Origin of the sequence: Curtobacterium sp. ZW137 (assembly GCF_003762905.1) — a bacterium.
Lineage (GTDB): Bacteria > Actinomycetota > Actinomycetes > Actinomycetales > Microbacteriaceae > Curtobacterium.
The window spans coordinates 695,599-712,878 of the sequence record NZ_RJKS01000002.1 but is presented as its reverse complement, the minus strand read 5'-3'; the positions used below and the strand labels follow the sequence as shown (position 1 = coordinate 712,878).

The 17,280-nt window shown below is 71.4% G+C and carries 16 protein-coding genes; 9 read left to right on the top strand and 7 right to left on the bottom strand.

Annotated elements, in window-relative coordinates:
• Positions 1 to 64 precede the first annotated feature (64 nt).
• From EDF55_RS08555 to EDF55_RS08545, 3 genes are all read left to right on the top strand, one after another.
• Entirely contained in the window at positions 65 to 763 is a 699-nt protein-coding gene (locus EDF55_RS08555) for a TetR/AcrR family transcriptional regulator C-terminal domain-containing protein (RefSeq protein ID WP_132046724.1), read from the top strand.
• Between the two features lie 50 nt (positions 764 to 813).
• Positions 814 to 1,110: a DUF4190 domain-containing protein gene (locus EDF55_RS08550; protein ID WP_123654465.1), complete on the top strand. Its 297-nt coding sequence runs from the start codon at positions 814 to 816 to the stop codon at positions 1,108 to 1,110.
• Positions 1,111 to 1,176: 66 nt separating this feature from the next.
• Positions 1,177 to 1,851 (top strand): TrmH family RNA methyltransferase, encoded by a 675-nt coding sequence (locus tag EDF55_RS08545; protein WP_207909540.1) that lies wholly within the window; start codon positions 1,177 to 1,179, stop codon positions 1,849 to 1,851.
• A gap of 57 nt (positions 1,852 to 1,908) precedes the next feature.
• On the opposite strand, the gene EDF55_RS08540 is transcribed toward EDF55_RS08545, so the two are convergent.
• The 5 genes from EDF55_RS08540 to EDF55_RS08520 form a co-directional block, all read right to left on the bottom strand.
• On the bottom strand, positions 1,909 to 2,898 hold the full coding sequence (locus EDF55_RS08540; RefSeq protein WP_123654464.1) for a LacI family DNA-binding transcriptional regulator: 990 nt from the start codon (positions 2,896 to 2,898) through the stop codon (positions 1,909 to 1,911).
• 66 nt (positions 2,899 to 2,964) lie between these two features.
• Positions 2,965 to 3,768, bottom strand: coding sequence for an NAD(P)-dependent oxidoreductase (locus EDF55_RS08535; RefSeq protein ID WP_185017247.1), 804 nt, complete (start codon positions 3,766 to 3,768; stop codon positions 2,965 to 2,967).
• A 191-nt stretch (positions 3,769 to 3,959) separates the two neighbouring features.
• A complete protein-coding gene (locus EDF55_RS08530; RefSeq protein WP_123654461.1) occupies positions 3,960 to 6,194 on the bottom strand; it encodes a YhgE/Pip domain-containing protein in 2,235 nt (744 codons plus the stop codon).
• The gene (locus tag EDF55_RS08525; protein WP_123654460.1) at positions 6,191 to 6,919 is read right to left on the bottom strand and encodes a hypothetical protein; all 729 of its coding nucleotides are present in this window, start codon (positions 6,917 to 6,919) and stop codon (positions 6,191 to 6,193) included. The genes EDF55_RS08530 and EDF55_RS08525 overlap by 4 nt, the downstream gene beginning before the upstream one ends.
• Positions 6,916 to 7,560, bottom strand: a complete 645-nt coding sequence (locus tag EDF55_RS08520) for a TetR/AcrR family transcriptional regulator (RefSeq protein WP_123654459.1) — start codon at positions 7,558 to 7,560, stop codon at positions 6,916 to 6,918. Before EDF55_RS08520 ends, EDF55_RS08525 begins: the two co-directional genes overlap by 4 nt.
• A 162-nt stretch (positions 7,561 to 7,722) precedes the next feature.
• Between EDF55_RS08520 and EDF55_RS08515 the strand changes: the two genes are divergently transcribed.
• Complete coding sequence (locus EDF55_RS08515) at positions 7,723 to 11,316, top strand: S8 family serine peptidase (RefSeq protein ID WP_123654458.1); 3,594 nt, start codon at positions 7,723 to 7,725, stop codon at positions 11,314 to 11,316.
• A gap of 66 nt (positions 11,317 to 11,382) precedes the next feature.
• Positions 11,383 to 11,547, top strand: a complete 165-nt coding sequence (locus EDF55_RS18760; RefSeq protein ID WP_165931285.1) for a hypothetical protein — start codon at positions 11,383 to 11,385, stop codon at positions 11,545 to 11,547.
• Between the two features lie 175 nt (positions 11,548 to 11,722).
• On the opposite strand, the gene EDF55_RS08510 is transcribed toward EDF55_RS18760, so the two are convergent.
• Together EDF55_RS08510 and EDF55_RS08505 are read right to left on the bottom strand one after the other, a co-directional pair.
• Complete coding sequence (locus EDF55_RS08510; protein WP_123654457.1) at positions 11,723 to 12,595, bottom strand: L,D-transpeptidase; 873 nt, start codon at positions 12,593 to 12,595, stop codon at positions 11,723 to 11,725.
• A gap of 101 nt (positions 12,596 to 12,696) precedes the next feature.
• On the bottom strand, positions 12,697 to 14,055 hold the full coding sequence (locus EDF55_RS08505) for an isopeptide-forming domain-containing fimbrial protein (protein ID WP_123654456.1): 1,359 nt from the start codon (positions 14,053 to 14,055) through the stop codon (positions 12,697 to 12,699).
• Between the two features lie 381 nt (positions 14,056 to 14,436).
• On the opposite strand from EDF55_RS08505, the gene EDF55_RS08500 reads away from it, so the two are divergent.
• The 4 genes from EDF55_RS08500 to EDF55_RS08485 all read left to right on the top strand — a co-directional run bounded on the left by EDF55_RS08500 (position 14,437) and on the right by EDF55_RS08485 (position 17,232).
• Entirely contained in the window at positions 14,437 to 15,735 is a 1,299-nt protein-coding gene (locus EDF55_RS08500) for an adenylosuccinate synthase (RefSeq protein ID WP_123654455.1), read from the top strand.
• Positions 15,736 to 15,737: 2 nt separating this feature from the next.
• Entirely contained in the window at positions 15,738 to 16,292 is a 555-nt protein-coding gene (locus tag EDF55_RS08495) for a low molecular weight phosphatase family protein (RefSeq protein WP_123654454.1), read from the top strand.
• A 227-nt stretch (positions 16,293 to 16,519) separates the two neighbouring features.
• Positions 16,520 to 16,852 carry a hypothetical protein gene (locus EDF55_RS08490; protein WP_123654453.1) on the top strand — a complete coding sequence of 111 codons (333 nt, stop codon included), beginning with the start codon at positions 16,520 to 16,522 and terminating at the stop codon, positions 16,850 to 16,852.
• Positions 16,853 to 16,914: 62 nt separating this feature from the next.
• Positions 16,915 to 17,232, top strand: a complete 318-nt coding sequence (locus tag EDF55_RS08485) for a hypothetical protein (RefSeq protein WP_123654452.1) — start codon at positions 16,915 to 16,917, stop codon at positions 17,230 to 17,232.
• The last annotated feature ends 48 nt before the right edge of the window (positions 17,233 to 17,280 follow it).

Here is a 17,280-nt window from a genome sequence, read left to right as displayed (position 1 = left end):
ACCGAATGCCACTCGGCTTTGCCCTAGGCTTTTCGGGACACGTACCGCAACAAGGAGGCCACCCGTGCTCGTCGAACCCGGAAACCCGACCGTGACACCCCGACCGGCTGCGGCCGCGGTGTCGGCTGCGGCCTCCGCCGCGGGTGAGGTCGTGGCGCCGCGACGACGCCGGGGACGCCCCAACGTGCTGAGCCGCGAGCAGGTGATCGACGCCGCCACGGTGATCGCGAACGAGGACGGGCTCGAGCGGCTCTCCTTCCGGGCGCTCGGGCAGCGGCTCGGCGTCGCACCGATGACGGTGCACCGGACCATCGGCGGCCTCGACGACCTGCACGCGGAGATCGTCCGCCGCACCGTGGACGAGTTCGCGTCGACGTTCGTCTGGCCGTCGGAGTGGCAGGCGGTGGTGCGGACCTTCGCGACCACCTTCCGTGACCTGATGCGCACCCACCCGCTCGTGCTCGAGTCGCACAGCCGCCGCGGGCCGCTCGTGTCCGACGAGTCCGACGGCGTGGTCCGGACGGTCGTCGGCGCCCTGCGCACCGGCGGACTGCCCGACGCCGAGGCGATGTACGCGTTCTTCGTCGTCTACGACTTCGTCGTGGGGCACGCCGGCGTGCAGGTCGGCCGTGGCGACGCGGATGCCGGACGACCGGAACGGCACGCCCTCGTCAGTGAGCTCGTCGGGACGCACTCGTACGAGGACCGCTTCCAGCTCGGGCTCGACGTCCTGCTCGCGGGCATCGAGTCGCGCGTGCGCTGAATTTCGATACGGTTCCCAACAAAAAAAGATCTGAGATACCGTCTTTCGCGATGTCCACTCAGTACCAGTTTCCCCAGCCCGCCACGCAGCAGCCCTCCGCATCCGTCCCCCAGCGAACGAACACACTCGCGATCATCGCGCTCGTCGCCGCGTTCGTCGCACCGCTGATCGGGTTCGTCCTCGGTTTCGTCGCGATGTCGCAGGCCCGCAAGCGGTCCGAGGGTGGCCGCGGTCTCGCGCTCGCCGCGGTCATCGTCGGCGGGGCGATCACACTGCTGTACATCGGGCTGTTCGTGCTGATCGCGGTCCTCGCGGCGAACGCTCCCGCCCCGTCGTACTCGTACTGAGCGTCGGCCGGGGCGTGCTCGTCCGGGCCGGCCCGCGCCTGACCGCCGCGGCTCTACCCTGGAGTCGTGACCGACGAGCCCGCCCCGACCGAGTCGCCCGCTCCGACCGACCTGCCCGCGCCGACGCACGAGCGCACGACGCACGGGGTCGGCCCGCACCCACGGCCCTGGCCGGACGACCCCCGGCTCGACCCCGAGCTGCTGGAGCACGGGGACACCCGCAACGTCGTCGACCACTACCGCTACTGGTCGATGGAGGCCATCGTCGCGGACCTCGACACCCGCCGGCACGGCTTCGACGTGGCGATCGAGAACTGGCAGCACGACCTCAACATCGGATCGATCGTGCGGAGTGCCAACGCGTTCCTGGCGGGCACCGTGCACATCATCGGGCGTCGTCGGTGGAACCGCCGCGGCGCTATGGTCACCGACCGGTACCAGCACGTGCGGAACCACCCGGACGTGGCGTCGTTCCTGGCGGCCATGCGCGACGAGGGGCGGCCGGTCATCGCGATCGACAACACCCCCGGAGCCGCGATGCTCGAGACCGCCGAGGTGCCGGAGCGGTGCGTGTTCCTGTTCGGGCAAGAGGGGCCGGGGCTCACCGACGAGGCCGTCGCCGGCGCGGACGGGCACCTGGAGATCGCGCAGTACGGGTCGACGCGGAGCATCAACGCCTCGGCGGCGGCCGCCATCGTCATGCACGCCTGGATCGTCCGGCACGCGGCGCCCGCGCGCTGAGTGCCGGGCCGGTGCCGGTCTGGCGGGGGTGCGGTGGGCCTCCCGGCCGGGGTGGCGTCAGCGCCTGGCGGTCGTGCGCCGGGCGACCAGGCGGGGTTCCACCAGCGTCTCCGTCGCCGCGATGTCCGGATCGGCGATGCGGGCGAGCAGGCGTTCCCCGGACCCGCGGCCGATCTCGACGCTGCGGTCGTCGATGCTCGTCAGCCCGACGTACCGAGTGGCCGCGATCGGGGTGTCGTCGTAGCCGATGACCGAGACGTCCTCGGGGACGCGGAGTCCGCGCTCGGCGAGGGCGGACATCGCGCCGAGCGCCATCACGTCGTTGCCGGCGAACACGGCCGTGACGTCGGGGTGCTCGTCGAGGAGCGCCCGGGTGGCGCGTGCTCCGGCGTCCTCGGTCAGCTCGCCCGCGAGGCTGGAGACCGCGACGGCAGCGGACTCGCCGACACCGTCCCGGAAGCCGGCGAGCCGCTCGACGGCCGCTGCGGACTGCGCGCCGACGAAGCCGAGCCGGGTGTGCCCGAGCCCGAGGAGGTGCTGCGCCGCCATCCGGCCGCCGGCACGGTCGTCGTTCGCGACCGTGTCCGCGCGGGGGATCGACAGCCGGCCCCCGGCGATGACGAGCGGGGTGGACGCGGGGATGGCGAGGTCGGTGTCGGGCTCACCCGCGATGACGATGCCCTCGACGCGCATCGAGAGGAAGCCCTCCACCGGGGAGGCGTCGAGTCCCGTGTTGAGGAACCGGTCCGCGACGACGAGCCGGTGGCCCTGGTCCTGCAGGGCTTCCCGGAGGCCGGTCAGCAGGTCCACGAACCACTGGTTGCGGAAGTCGTCGAGCACGACGCCGATCGTGCGGCTCCGGGTGCCGGCGAGCGAGACCGCTGCGGTGGAGGGCCGGTAGTCGAGTTCCTGGATCGCCGTGAGGACGGCTGCTCGGCGTTGCTCGCTCACGCGCGGGGACCGTTGCAGCACGAGCGAGACGAGCGACTTCGACACCCCCGCCCGGGCAGCGACGTCGTAGATCGTCGCGGGTTTCGCGTCTCCCATTGTCAGCATCGACCTCCGGCTTGCGTCCCCCGATCGTAGCGGGGCGTGCCTGGGGTACGGGGCGGGTCAGTCGCGCGGGTGTCCGAGGGGCATGTCCGCCATGCCGCCGCCGAGGAACGCCATGTCCTCCGGCGGGAGCGCCGCCCGTTCGTCGGCGTCGAGCACCGTGGACGCGTCGTCGACGGGGTGGAAGCCGATCCGCTCGCCGGCGGTGAAGTCCGCGGGCGCGCCGCTGTTCCGCGACACCGCCCACACCACGTGGTGCCCGGGTTCGGTCAGCTCGACCGTCGCCGACACCAGCCGGGCGAGGTCGTCCGGCGAGCTCCACATCAGCAGCGCCCGGCGCGAGTCCGGACGCTCCCCGAACGCGCCGATCCGGGCGGACACGACGGACATCTCGTACCGGTCGGCGAAGAGGCTCCCGAGGAGCTCCATCGCCGCCTTCGTCACGCCGTAGTACGAGTCGGGCCGGGGGAGCCGGTCGCCGGGGACGCTCGCGGGTGCGTCGGTCTCCTCGGGCACCCGGCCGACGGCGTGGATCGAGCTCGCCTGGACGACCCGGAGCACCCCGGCGGCGGCAGCGGCCTCCAGGACGTTCTTCGTCCCGGTGACGTTGGCGTCGATGAGCGCGTCCCAGGTGTCCTCGGTCGGGATGCCGGCCAGGTGCACGACCGTGTCGACCCCGGGCAGCGCGGTCTCGAGCGCCGCGCGGTCGTTCACCGACCCGGGGACGAACCGCTCGCGATCCCCGACCGGTGGGTCCGGGGGCCGCTCGTCGAGCAGCACGAGGTCGTGTCCAGCGTCCAGCAGCCGGGGACGCAACGCCGTCGCGATGCGTCCGGCCGCCCCGGTGATGAGCAGCGTCGCCATGTCCGCGACGCTACGCGCGCCGAGGTCGCGGCGCTCGCGGGCGCCGGGCGAGCGCGGTGCGGCGCGGCTTCGCACAACCGAAAGCACTCCGCACCACGGGATCACGTGGTGCGGAGTGCTTTCGATTGTGCGAAGGCAGGCGGCGCCGGCGCCCGGCGCCCGGCCGCGGCGGCGCTCGCTGGCGCCGGGCGCTACCCGATCAGGCTCGGGCGCAGGTCGCGCAGCGTCCGGGAGCGGCCCTGCCGGGCAGCCACCACGAAGGTGACCAGCAGCGCGCCGAGCATCCAGCATGCGAGCACGCCCGCGTCCGACCACGCCGCACCCGCTGACCCGCCGTACATCGTCTGCCGCAGGGCGTCGACGGAGTACGTCATCGGCAGGGCGAAGTGCAGCGCCGCCAACGGCCCGGGGAGGGTCTGCCAGGGGAACGTGCCACCGGCGGTGACGAGCTGCACCAGCATGAGCACCAGGCCGAGGAACTGTCCGACGGACCCGAGGAGCACGTTGAGCGCCATCAGGACCGCCGCGAACGTCGCCGATGCCAGCACCATCACCCCGATCGTCGCTCCGGCGTGCACCACGTTCAGGTCGAGCGCGAACCGCACGATGAAGAACAGCGCCACCATCTGCACGATGCCGAGCACCACGGGGGTGAGCCACCCGCCGAGGACGATCTGCAGCGGCTTCCGCACGGCGGTGATCGCCCGCTTCGAGATCGGCTTGAGGATGAGGAACAGCGCGTACATGCCGATCCAGGCCGCCAGCGAGATGAAGAACGGCGCGAGGCCGGCTCCGTAGTTGTCGGCCGCGGCGACGTTGTCGTCACCGACCTTCACCGGGTTCGAGATCACCGACGCCTGTGCCGATCGCTGGGACGCGGTCGACGCCGGGATCTTCGTCCGGCCCTCGTCGAGCTTCGACGCGAGCGTGGACGCACCGGAGGACAGCGTGTGCAGCCCGCTCGCCAGCGACTTCGCGCCGTCGTCGGCGGAAGCGGTCCCCGTGGCCAGCGTCGCGGCGCCGTTCGACAGCGTCGGTGCGGCGGACGCCAGCTTCGACGTGCCTGCTGCGACCTGCGAGGCGCCGTTCGACAGCGTGGACGCACCGGTGGCTGCGGAGGAGATGCCGTTGGTCAGCGCCGGTGCCGCGGCCGCGAGCTTCCCGGTGCCGGCGGCCAGCGAGTCCGACCCATCGGAGAGCTGCTGGACGCCGGACGTCAGCTGCGGCGCGGCGGTCGCGAGCTTCGACGCGCCGTCGGACACCTGTGCACTGCCGGTCTGCAGCTTGCCGAGCGCCTCGGACACCGCGGCGCCGCCGGCGCCGAGCTGCGAACTCTGCGTCTGGAGCGTGTCCAGGGTGGCGAGGAGCTCGGTCTTCTGCGCTGCGGTCAGCACCGTCGACGCCTGCACGACGGGCTTCAGCGTCGCGACGAGCTGCGGTGAGTCGGCGGCGAGCTGTTCGACCCCGTCGATGAGCGGCTGCGCGTCCGTCGCGAGCGTCGCGTTCCCGGAGGCCACTGCAGCGGCACCGGTGGCGAGCGTCTTCGTGTCGGCCGGCAGCGTCGCGGTCTGGTCGCGGAGCTGGTGGAGCCCGCTCTGCAGCTTCGTGGCACCGTCGTCCAGCTGCGTGGTCTGGGACGGCAGCGACGCCGTGGACTGCTGCAGCGTGGACAGCCCGGACGACAACGACCCGGCTCCCGTCGCCACCTGCTGCGCGCCGTCGTTGAGCTTCGTCGTCTGCGCGGGGAGGTCCGCGGTGCCCGCAGCGAGCTGCGCCGCGCCGCTCTCGAGCTTGCCGGTGCCGTCGGCGAGCTGGTCGGCGCCGTTCGACGCGGTGGTGGCTCCGGAAGCGAGGTCGCCGGCCCCGTCGACCGCGTCGCCGAGGCTGTCGCGCACGTCGGCCAGCCCGACGAGCAGGGTCTTCGCCGCCTTCTTCCCGACCTGTTCGGCCACGGCGGTGCGCATGGTCTTGCCGGCCTGCTCCGCGATGGTCGACGCGAGGTAGGAGTTCGTGTCCGCCGTCGTCATGACGAGTTCGGCACGCTTCGGGTCGTTCGTCTGCGCCGACACCAGCGACTCCGAGAAGTCGTGCGGGATCGTCACCACGAAGTCGTACGTGCCGTTCCGGACACCCGAGCGGGCGTCGGCCGCGGTGGTCTTCACCCACCCGAAGTCGCCGCCGTCGATCGCGCGCTTCGTGACGTCCTTGCCGTAGTTCACGGTGTCGCCGTCGAGCGTGGCGCCGGCGTCCTGGTTCACGATCGCCGCGGGGACCTGGTCGAGCTTGGCGTAGGGGTCGCGGTTCGCCCAGAGGTACGCGCCGCCGTAGAGCAGCGGGACGACCATGAGCGCGATGAACGCCAGGCGGGCGAGCGGGGTCGCGGTGAGGCGCGCGAGTTCGGCGCGGACGAGCGAGGTGGTGGTCACGAGCGGGTCTCCAGGGTGTCCGACGGGAGGCGCTGCTCGCCTCCGGTGGGGGAGGTCGCGTCATCGGGACCCTCAGTTGCGGATGCGCCCTCGTCGGGCAGGTCGTCGTTCGGCACGGGGATGGTCGCCAGCAGGCGCTCGGCGGTCTCCGCCGCGGCCTTCGAAGTGACGAGGAGCACGGTGATGCCGCGCTGGGCAACGTCGCGGACGACGGCGAACCAGCTCGCGACCGAGCCGCCGTGGCGTTCGGGGGAGGTGATCACCAGGCCGGTGACGCCGTCCCGCAGCAGTGCGAGCTCGACGAGCAGCCGGACCCGGACGTCGGTGGGGACGCGCTGCACGGCGGTGTCGGCGTACGCGCTCACGCCGAGTTCGTCGAGCACGGTGTCGATGTGCTCGCGGGAGGGGCGCTGCCCGGCGAACGCGAGCTCTTCACGCACGATGCGTCGGAGCGTCATGACGGGGAAGGGCTCGGCGACCCCCGGGGTGTCCACGAGCGCGAACGCCCGGCGGAGCGCCGCGGGGTCGTCGTGCCCGTCGAGGAGCACCCGCCCGCGGTCCGGCTTCATCCGGCCGCCGGCGACGAGGGAGGCGAGCACGGGGGCCTGCTCGGTCTCGACGGCGACGATGCCCGGGCGGTGCGGCCCGGCGACGGCGGAGACGACGGGCAGCGGTGCTCCCGGTTCGTCGCCGATGCCGGCGGTGTCGATCTCGAGCGTGCTCATGCTGGTGCTCCCTGGGCGGGGTCGAGTGGGTCGGTCAGTGCGGCGGTGCGCCAGTCGATGCCGGCCATCCCCAGTGCGGAGAGGACGACCATGCGTCGGCCGGCCTGGTCCGGGGTACCGGAGCGGGTGGCTTCGTCGAGGACGGCGATGCACGCGCCCTCGACCAGACGTCCGAGTGTGGCCGCGTCGACGTCGGTGCGCATCGATCCGTCCGCGATCCCGAGCGCGCACGCGTCACGGACCTGGGCACGGAGCGGCGCGAAGACCTCGGCCACGGACTCCCCGTAGGGGCTCCGGACGGCGATCCGGGCCATCGAGCGGACGTGGGAGACCTCGGACCAGAGGGTGACGGCGATGGCCGCGATGCGCGCTGCCGGCGGGAGGTCGCCGAGATCGGTGGAGGTCGGCATGGCTGCGGCGACGCGTGCGGCGCCGGCGGTGACGACCGCGCGGACGAGGTCGTCGCGGGAGGGGAAGTGCCCGTAGACCGCGCGGCGGGAGAGCCCGGCCGCGGTCGCGATCGTCTCGAGCGAGGCGTCCGGATCCCGCTGCAGCACGGTCTTCGCGGCGTCGATCAGGGCAGCCCGGTTCTCGGTCGCGTCGCGCCGGGGGGCGCGGATCGGTGTGGTGGGGGTGCTCACACGACCATCGTAATAACGTGCACACGCCTGTGCAAGTTAACCGGATCGGGGTACCCCCGTTCGGGGGACGTCCCCCAAAGTGCCGACTCCCGCGTCTGTGAACCACCACATAGCTTCTGAGCAATTCCCAAAGCAACACGGATGGAGCTCCAGGTGCGCCCAGTGAACCGTGCAACACCGAACACCCCGAACGACCACAGTCCACATCGCTTCACGCGCATCGCGACGGCGCTCGTCGCTGCCGGAGCCCTCGCCTGCGGCGGTCTCGCCGTCGGCGGCGCGGCATCGGCGGCGTCGGCCGGCGTCGGCTCCGCGGACCTGAAGCTCGCGGCCCCCCTGCGGGACGCGAAGTCGCAGACGACCGTCGCCGCCTTCGTCCGCACCACGGGCGAGGGGGCGCTCGCCGTGGACGCGAAGGCGAAGGGCGGCGACCTCACGAAGTCGAAGACCCCGTCGACCGCCGCGAAGCAGCGTGTCTCGGCGATCGAGTCGACGACGTCGGACGTCAGCGATGCCGTGCAGTCCGTCGACAGCGACGCGACCGAGCTGTACACGACCGAGTACACCGTGCCCGGGGTGGCCGTCGTCGCCGACGTCGCCGCGCTCCGGGAGATCGCGGACCGCTCGGACGTCGAGAGCATCATCCCGCTCACCCCGAAGAAGATCGTCGACCCGAGCGTCAGCGACAGCGCCGACGCGGCCCCGAGCGGTGTCGACCCCGACGCCGTCAAGCCGGGCGTCGACGGTGTCAGCCCGAAGAACGCGGCGAGCGACGTCTACACGCGCTCGCTCGACGCGTGGCAGCAGACCGGGCACACCGGCAAGGGCGTCAACGTCGCCGTGCTGGACACCGGCCTCGACTACACCCAGGCGGACTTCGGCGGCCCCGGCACCACGGCCGCGTACGACGCAGCCCTGGCGAGCACGAGCGCCCCGGCAACGGGTTCCTACGACCCCGAGAAGTTCCTCGGAGGCTACGACTTCGCCGGTGCGACCTACAACGCGGACCCGAGCGACCCCGCCTACGACCCGACGCCGGCCCCCGACGCGAACCCGATCGACGGCAAGGGCGGCGACCACGGGACGCACGTGTCCGGCACGATCGCCGGGTACGGCCTCGACGCCGACAAGCAGACCTTCGACGGCGACTACACGAAGCTGACGACCGAGCAGGTCCAGGACATGTGGGTCGGTCCGGGCACCGCACCAGAGGCGGGTCTCTACGCCCTGAAGGTCTTCGGTGACGGCGGCGGTTCGACCGACCTCACCGGTGCCGCGCTCGACTGGGTCGGCCAGGCGCTCACCGAGGGCAAGGACATCAACGTCCTGAACCTCTCGCTCGGCTCCGACTACGGCGCACCGGACGACCCCGACAACGCGAAGATCGACGCGCTCACCGCCCGCGGTGTCCTGCCCGTCATCGCCTCGGGCAACGCCGACGACTTCACCGACATCGGCGGTTCGCCGGGGAACGCGGAGGGTGCCCTCACGGTCGCCGCGAGCGCCACCGGCCAGAGCCTCTACGACGGTGTCCAGGCGACCGCCCCGGCGGACGTCGCGAAGACCTGGCGTGCGCAGTACTCGCAGAACTACCAGGGTGAGCTGCCCGTCGAGGGCGACGTCGTCGTCCCGACGACGAACGTCGACGGCTGCGCCGCGTTCAGCGCCGACGAGGCCGCGAAGATCGCCGGCAAGGTGGTCTGGCTGAAGTGGACCGACGCCGCGCTCGAGTGCGGCTCCGGCGTCCGCTTCACCAACGTCGAGGCCGCCGGCGGCGTCGGCGTCCTCCTCGCCGGGACGATCAACACCTTCGCGTCCGGCATCGCGGGGAACGCGACCATCCCGGGTGCCGAGCTGACCGCGGACAGTGTGTCGAGCCTCCAGTCCGCTGCTCAGGCCGGGACGCTGCACGTGCGCTTCGCCGACGAGCTCAAGGGCTTCGAGCTCGCCACCGACGCCGAGGCGGTGAACACGCTCGCGCAGTTCACCAGCCGGGGTGTCCACGGTTCGTACGACGACATCGTCAAGCCGGACATCGCCGGCCCGGGGGTCAACGTGATCTCCGCGGCCAACGGCACCGGTGACGGCCGTCTCTCGATGAGCGGCACGTCGATGGCGACGCCGGACGTGGCGGGCATCGCCGCGCTGACGTTCCAGTCGCACCCGACCTGGTCGGCGCCGGACGTCAAGGCGACCCTGATGAACACCGCGACGCACGACGTGCTCGACGGTGACGGCAACGCGACCCTGCTGCGACAGGGCACCGGCCGCGTCGATGCGCTCCAGGCGGTCACCGCCGGCACCACGGTGCGGAGCGTGGAGAACGACCAGCTCGTCACGGCCTCCTTCGGCGTCGTCGAGGTCGCCTCGCCGACCACCGAGAAGCGCACCCTGCAGATCAAGAACACCGACGGTCGACCGCACACCTACGACGTGGCGTACGAGTCGCGCGTGGCACAGGCCGGCGTCGCGTTCTCGGTCGACAAGAAGCGCGTCACGGTCGTCCCGCACGGCACCGCCACCGTCACCCTGACGATGCGGATCGCCGACCCGACGAAGATCGGTCGCACGATCGACCCGACCCAGGAGTCGACCGAGCTGGGTTACCAGCGCGAGTTCGTCTCGGCAGCCACCGGCCTGGTGACCTTCACCCCGACCGACAAGAAGCTCAACCCGCTGCGGCTCGGCACCTACGCCGCGCCGAAGGCGGTGAGCGCCGTGCACGGTTCGGACGTGACGTTCCCGGCCTCCGCGACCACCGCGAGCATCGCGCTCGCCGGACGCGGTGTGACCGGTGCGCTCGTGGCGCCGTTCGTGCTCGGTGGGACGGACCCGCAGGAGTCGTTCCCGGACGGCTCGGCGAAGCAGTCCCTGCAGGCCGCTGACGTCCGTGCCTACGGGGCGAACGTCGCCGACGGCACGCTCGCGTTCGGTGTGCAGACGGCCGGTCCCGACGCCAACCCCGGCGCCGTGACCAACGTCGAGGTGCTCATCGACGCCGACCGTGACGGCACGCCGGACTACCTGGTGTACGACGCGAAGTCGGCGACGGTGGACGCGACGTTCGCGACGACGATCGACCTCGCCACCGGCGACACGCTCGACTCGCAGCCGCTGAACGGCGGGGCGCCCGGCCAGGACGTCAACACGTTCGACAGCGCGGTGAAGGTCCTGACCGTCTCGCAGGAGGCGATCGGCGTCACCGGCGCGTTCGACTACTCGGTGCTCACCGAGTCGTCCTACGCACCGGCGCTCGCGACGAGCGGTTCCTACGTGGTGGACGACACGAAGACCGCGACGTTCGACCCGTCCGCCCCGGCACTGTCCTTCGGGTCGTCGGTGCTGCACCCGGACAGCGGCTCGCTCGCGGTCACGCGTGCGGCGTCCACGTCGAGTGCGCAGGTGCTGCTCCTGCACCTGCACAACGCCGCGGGTGACCAGGCCGACACGGTCAGCGCGACCGTGGCTGCACCGACGGTGACGCTCCGCAAGGGCAGCGCTGTCACGGTCTCCGGGGTGACGCAGGTCGGCAAGAAGCTGACCGGACACCACGGCTCGTGGGACGCCCGCGGGGTCCGCTACTCGTACCAGTGGCTCCGGGACGGCGCGGCCGTCAAGGGTGCAACGGCGGCGACGTACAAGCTCGGCTCCTCGGACGCGGGTCACCGCTTCCAGGTCCGGGTGACCGCGTCGGCGAAGGGCTACGAGGACGGTACCGCGACGTCGAAGGCCACGGCCAAGGTGACCAAGCGGTAGCCGCTCGTGGTGCGTCTGACGGATAGGTAGTTAGGGGAACTAGTGAAAATGTGGCACGGTGTCCTCATGCAGAACACGTTGACGCAGCTCCGGCAGAACCCCGCCGAATGGCGCCGTCGCGGTCTGACGCCGCCCGACGTCATCCAGGCGATGGTCGAGCGCCGGTTGGCCGAACCCGGCCACCACGCCCCGGTGGGCGACCCCAGCTACGCGGACTTCTTCCGCGGCTGATCCGCGAGACGTCACCAGACAGACCGACGGGAGGCACGGTGCCAGCGGGCACCGTGCCTCCCGTTCGTCGTGTCCCGGGTCTCGTTCCCGATCTTGTCGTCCGCGGTCTTCTCGGCCTCGTCGAGGCGCCTCGGGCAAGCCCGTCAGGATCCGCCCGCCCGCTGGCGGAAAGTGGTCAGGCCACGATCTGGACGACGGTGCCCAGGGGGAGTGCGTTCACCGCGTCGACCGCATCGCCGTCGAGCCGGACGCATCCGTGCGACACCGCTCCTCGTGCGGCTGCCTCGTAGTGCACCCCGATCAGGCCGCCGTCCTCGCCGCCGTAGGGTTCGTCCGCGGCTGCGGAGTGCAGGGTCGTCAGGTTGATCTTGTGCACCGTCTGGTTCTGCGCCGGGTCGAGGTACCGCGCCTGGACGTACCCGATGACGCCGGTCGGGGTGGGGGTGCCGCCGGCGCCGACGCCCGCGGGGAACTCGTGTGCGACCTTGCCGCCCGCTCCGACGATCGACACGGTCTGCTTGCTCACCGAGATCACCAGGTGGTCCTGCAGGGTCGTGCGCTTGTGCAGCAGGTCCCGGCGGATCCAGGCGGCGGTCTGCGCTGCAGCGCCGCTCGGTGCCGCTGACGGCAGCTGCTGACGGGCCGGGGTCATCACGAGGGCCCAGTCGCCGGACACGCGCACGGGCACGACGACGGTCGGGTCACCGAGGAAGTTCTTCGCCGCCAACCGCGCGACCGGCGTGCGGTGCTCGTCGCCGTAGAGCGGGGCGTCGGCGTTGATCGTGTAGGACTCGTCCGCGACCTTCGGGATGTCGTTCTGGTAATAGGGGAGCAGGCCCCCGATCACGGCGTTGTACTTCGCCTCGGGCAGGGTTGCGATGGCTGCGCGGCTCGGAGCCTCGTACGGAGCGGCCGACCGAGTCGCGGTCGCGCTGGTCGTCGGCTTCGCGGCGTGGTCGGAGCTCGTCGCGGTGCAGCCCGTCAGCACGAGGAGCAGCGCTGCGGCACCGACGGCGATGGCGGTGCGAACGCGGACGCGGGTGGTCAAGATCGTGCCTCCGTGGGGGAAGGGGAGAGGGGAACGGGTATCGCGGAACGGTGAACGGGAGCGCGACCGATGGTCGCGCTCCCGTCGTGGAACCGGATCGACTAGCCGCTGACGACCGGCAGGGTGCCGACGGTCGTGCCCGCGCTCGTGGCGGTGGAGGTGCCGCTCGCAGTCGGGGTGGTGTCGGCCGGGGTGGTGCCGGTGCCGGGGTCGCTCGTGCCGCCGCCCGGGGTGGTACCGGTGCCCGGGTCGCTCGTGCCGCCGCCCGGGGTGGTGGCCACGGCCGGCAGGGTGATCGTGAAGTCGATCGAGTCGACGACCGTCAGGTCCTCGCCGATCTCGGCCACGGTCAGGTCCTGCGTGGTGCTGGCGGAGTCGGAGAAGGTCCCGGTGGTGGTCCAGTTCCCGTCCGCGTCGACGACCGTCGCCGGGGCGGCGAGGGTCGTGCCGTCGGCGGTGAGGACGCCGATCGCGTCACCCGGCGTGCCGGTGCCCGTGAAGGTCACGGTGCGGGACGCGACGGTGTCGCCGTCCTTCGGCGTGGTCAGCGTGAGCTCGGCCGCCGGCGTCGCGGCCTCGGCTGCAGCGGTGAAGGTGCCCTGCTCCTCGATGGAGAGGTTCGGGCGCTCCTCGAGCACCGTGTAGGTGTGCGAGTCGGTGTCGGTGCCCGGGATGTCGTACGTGAACGACCAGGTGCCGTCGTCGGCGATGTCGTGACGGACGACGGGGTAGCCGACGTCGAGCTGCACGGTGTCGGCGGGGTTGCCGGTACCGGACACCGTGATGGTGCGGCCGGAGACCGAGTGGGACGTGATCGCGAAGGCCGGGGTCGTCGCCTCAGCCGCAGCGGTGAACGTGCCCTGCGCCTGGATCTGGAAGTTGTTGTTCTCCTCCAGGACCGTGTACTCGTGCGAGTCGGTGTCGGTGCCGGCGATGTCGAACGTGAACGACCAGGTGCCGTCGTCCGCGATCTGGTGGCGGACGATCGGCGCTGACTGCGGGTCGATCTGCACCGTGTTGTCCGGGTTGCCCGTGCCGGACACCGTGACGGTGCGGCCGGAGACCGAGTGCGACGTGATCGCGAAGTCCGGGACGGGGTTCTCGGCAGCGGCGGTCACCGTGGTCTGACCGTCCTGGTTGAGGCCGTTGGGCAGCGTCTGCGTCACCGTGTAGGTGTGCGAGTCGTAGTCCGTGCCGGGGATGGTGTACGTGAGCGTCCAGGTGCCCGAGTCGCCGATGACGTGGCGCGACGTCCGGAAGTTCTCGTCGAGCTGGATGTTCTCGCCCGGGGTGCCGGTCCCGGTGACCGTCAGGACACGACCGTCGACGGACGTGTTGGTGACGGAGAGGTCCGCGGCGGCGGCGTTGGCGGGGAGCGCGGTCAGCATGACGCCACCGAGCACGATCGCGGCGCAGGCCGGAACGGCGAGCACCTTCTTGCTCCAGAGAGCCTTGTTCATCGTCGAACTTCTTCCTGTGCCACGACGGGCACGGTGTGGTGCGTTCGGGCATGCGGACATGCAGGACCGCTGGTTTGGCGGGCACACCGAACGCGGCCGGCGTGCGGGCACGCCAGCTGAGCCGCGCGGATCTCACGCGACGATGGTCCACACGCAGGGACGCGGGACCATTGCAGGACACTCCGCCGGGAACGCGGGGTGTGGGGCGAGGCTACGTCGGTGGATCGGCTTTAGTACAACAATGGAATGAAATTGGCCCCCGTTCTGGGGAGGTCTGGCAGCGATCGTCCCAAAAGCGCGCTCATGCGGCCGTTCGATAGACTCGGGTGGACCACCGGCCCGAGGCCGTGTGAGGTCCTCCGCGAACGTGAGGAGAACCAGATGCCCGCAGCAGTCATCATCGGCGCCCAGTGGGGCGACGAAGGCAAGGGGAAGGCGACCGACCTCCTCGGCAGCCGCATCGACTACGTCGTCAAGTTCAACGGCGGCAACAACGCCGGGCACACCGTGGTCGTCGGCGGCGAGAAGTACGCGCTGCACCTGCTGCCCTCCGGCATCCTGACCCCCGGGGTCACGCCCGTCATCGGCAACGGCGTCGTCGTCGACATCGAGGTCCTGTTCCAGGAGCTCGACGCGCTGAAGGCCCGCGGCGTCGACGTCTCGAAGCTCCGCGTCTCCGCGAACGCCCACGTCATCACGCACTACCACCGCACCATCGACAAGGTGACCGAGCGCTTCCTCGGCAAGCGTCAGATCGGCACCACCGGTCGCGGGATCGGCCCGACCTACGCGGACAAGATCAACCGCGTCGGCATCCGGATCCAGGACATCTTCGACGAGAACATCCTGCGCCAGAAGGTCGAAGCCGCACTCGACCAGAAGAACCACCTGCTGGTCAAGGTCTTCAACCGCCGCGCGATCGACCCCGAAGAGGTCGTCCAGTCGCTGCTGTCCTTCGCCGAGCGTCTGCGCCCGATGGTCGCCGACACCGCGCTGGAGATCCACCGTGCACTCGAGCGGGGCGAGACCGTCCTGTTCGAGGCCGGCCAGGCCACCATGCTCGACGTCGACCACGGCACCTACCCGTTCGTGACGTCCTCGTCCGCCACCGCCGGCGGCGCCGCGACCGGTTCGGGCATCGGCCCCGGCAAGCTCGAGCGCATCATCGGCATCGTCAAGGCGTACACGACGCGTGTCGGCGCCGGGCCCTTCCCGACCGAGCTGTTCGACGACTCGGGGGAGTTCCTCCGCGCGAACGGCTTCGAGTTCGGCACCACGACCGGGCGTCCGCGCCGCTGCGGCTGGTACGACGCCCCGATCGCGCGCTACACGGCGCGCATCAACGGCGTGACGGACTTCGTGCTGACGAAGCTCGACGTCCTCACCGGCCTCGACACCATCCCGGTGTGTGTGGCGTACGAGGTCGACGGCGAGCGGGTCGAGGAAGTGCCGGTCTCGCAGTCGGACTTCCACCACGCGAAGCCGATCTACGAGGAGTTCCCCGGCTGGACCGAGGACATCACCGGAGCGCGGTCGTTCGACGACCTGCCGAAGAACGCGCAGGACTACGTGCTCGCCGTCGAGGCGATGTCCGGGGCCCGCATCTCGGCGATCGGCGTCGGCCCCGGCCGTGACGCGATCGTGGTCCGGCACGACCTGCTCGGGACCGACGAGTCCTGACCATGCGGATCCTGTTCGTCTGCAGCGGCAACATCTGCCGGTCGCCGCTCGGGGAACAGCTCCTCCGCGCGGAGCTCGGTGCCGTCGACTCGGTCACGGTCGAGTCGGCGGGCACCATCGCCCAGGACGGCGCCGCGATGGACGGCTTCGCCGCGTCGCAGTCGGTGCGTCTGGGTGGCGATCCCGGGCCGCATGCGTCGCGCTACCTCACCGAGTCGATCGCGGCGTCCGCTGACCTCGTGCTGACTGCTGAGCGCTCGCACCGGGCCGACGTCGTGCGCCTGTCGCCGCGGGCGTCGAAGCGGGCGTTCACCATCAAGCAGTTCGCCCGCGTGCTCGACGGGCTCGAGCCCGACGACCTCGCCGACGTCACGTCCCCGGAGCAGCTGGTCGAGCGGGTCGCACGGCTGCGCGGCACCGTCGCACCGCCGGCCGACCCCGCCGACGACGACGTCGACGACCCCTACCGACGGTCCGAGTCGACGCACGAGCGGGTGGCGACCGAGATCCACCGCGCCGTCGCGACGATCGCCGACGCGCTCCGCGCGATCGCGTAGGGGCTCGTCCGTTCCGGGAGTGCGGGAGGACTGTCCGCTGAGCGCGGGAGCGATCGGGGGACGTGTACCCCGGAAGTGCGTCGCACCACCCCGGGAAACCGGGAGCAGCCGATGCTCGGCATGAACGGAAGCCGTGAATCGACGCGGCCCCATGGCGAGCGAGGTCGGTGACGCCATACGGTCGTACCACCGCACGATGTACCCCGGAACGCGACAGGAGCAGCGCCATGAGCATGACCGCCAGCAGCACGAAGCCGCAGCGTGAACTGACCCTCGACACCGACACGGTCGACACGATCGCGGTGCTCGAAGCCGAAGCGACCAGCGGCATCCGTCCCGCGCGGGCCAAGCTCACCTGGACCCAGGAAGACGCCGGCGAGTGGATCGCGAACTACGGCGGCTACTTCGGCGGCTCCGTGGACAAGCGCGACGGCCGGTACGTCGCCTCGGACACCTTCGGCCTCGTCGTCGGCGAGTTCGTCTCGCTCGAAGACGCCCAGGCGAACCTGGCGGACCGGCTGCACGTGATGCTGCCGACCGTCATCCGCCCCGTCGAGTAGTCGGCCGTAAGAACCAGCAACCGCCCGGGCAGGGCACCGCGTCGCGAAGGAACACCACGAGCATGACCGACACACACCACGCACCGGCCGAGGTCACCCTCGACACCGAGACCATCCGCGTGATCACCGCGATCGAGGCAGAGGTCGTCGCTCCCGAGCAGCGCGCCCACCTCACCTGGACACGTCCGGACGCCGGCCTCTGGGCCGCGAACTACGCCGGGTACTACGGCGGCACGGTCGACCGGCAGGGCACCCACTTCTTCGTCTCTGACACCTTCGGGCAGTACGTCGGGGACTTCCGTTCCCTCGACGAGGCACAGGCGGCCCTCGCGGAGCGCCTGCGCCGCATCCTGCCGGGCGTCGTCCGTCCGGTCGCCTGAACCCGACCAGCCACGCCCCGTCGCACTCCGGCGGGGCGTTCGCACGTG

Bases quoted from the DNA above. Each gene is read 5' to 3' on its own strand.
- EDF55_RS08505 (WP_123654456.1), bottom strand. From the start codon at position 14,055: ATGAACAAGGCTCTCTGGAGCAAGAAGGTGCTCGCCGTTCCGGCCTGC.
- EDF55_RS08500 (WP_123654455.1), top strand. From the start codon at position 14,437: ATGCCCGCAGCAGTCATCATCGGCGCCCAGTGGGGCGACGAAGGCAAG.
- EDF55_RS08550 (WP_123654465.1), top strand. From the start codon at position 814: ATGTCCACTCAGTACCAGTTTCCCCAGCCCGCCACGCAGCAGCCCTCC.
- EDF55_RS08525 (WP_123654460.1), bottom strand. From the start codon at position 6,919: ATGAGCACGCTCGAGATCGACACCGCCGGCATCGGCGACGAACCGGGA.
- EDF55_RS08535 (WP_185017247.1), bottom strand. From the start codon at position 3,768: ATGGCGACGCTGCTCATCACCGGGGCGGCCGGACGCATCGCGACGGCG.
- EDF55_RS08490 (WP_123654453.1), top strand. From the start codon at position 16,520: ATGAGCATGACCGCCAGCAGCACGAAGCCGCAGCGTGAACTGACCCTC.
- EDF55_RS08540 (WP_123654464.1), bottom strand. From the start codon at position 2,898: ATGGGAGACGCGAAACCCGCGACGATCTACGACGTCGCTGCCCGGGCG.
- EDF55_RS08485 (WP_123654452.1), top strand. From the start codon at position 16,915: ATGACCGACACACACCACGCACCGGCCGAGGTCACCCTCGACACCGAG.
- EDF55_RS08495 (WP_123654454.1), top strand. From the start codon at position 15,738: ATGCGGATCCTGTTCGTCTGCAGCGGCAACATCTGCCGGTCGCCGCTC.
- EDF55_RS18760 (WP_165931285.1), top strand. From the start codon at position 11,383: ATGCAGAACACGTTGACGCAGCTCCGGCAGAACCCCGCCGAATGGCGC.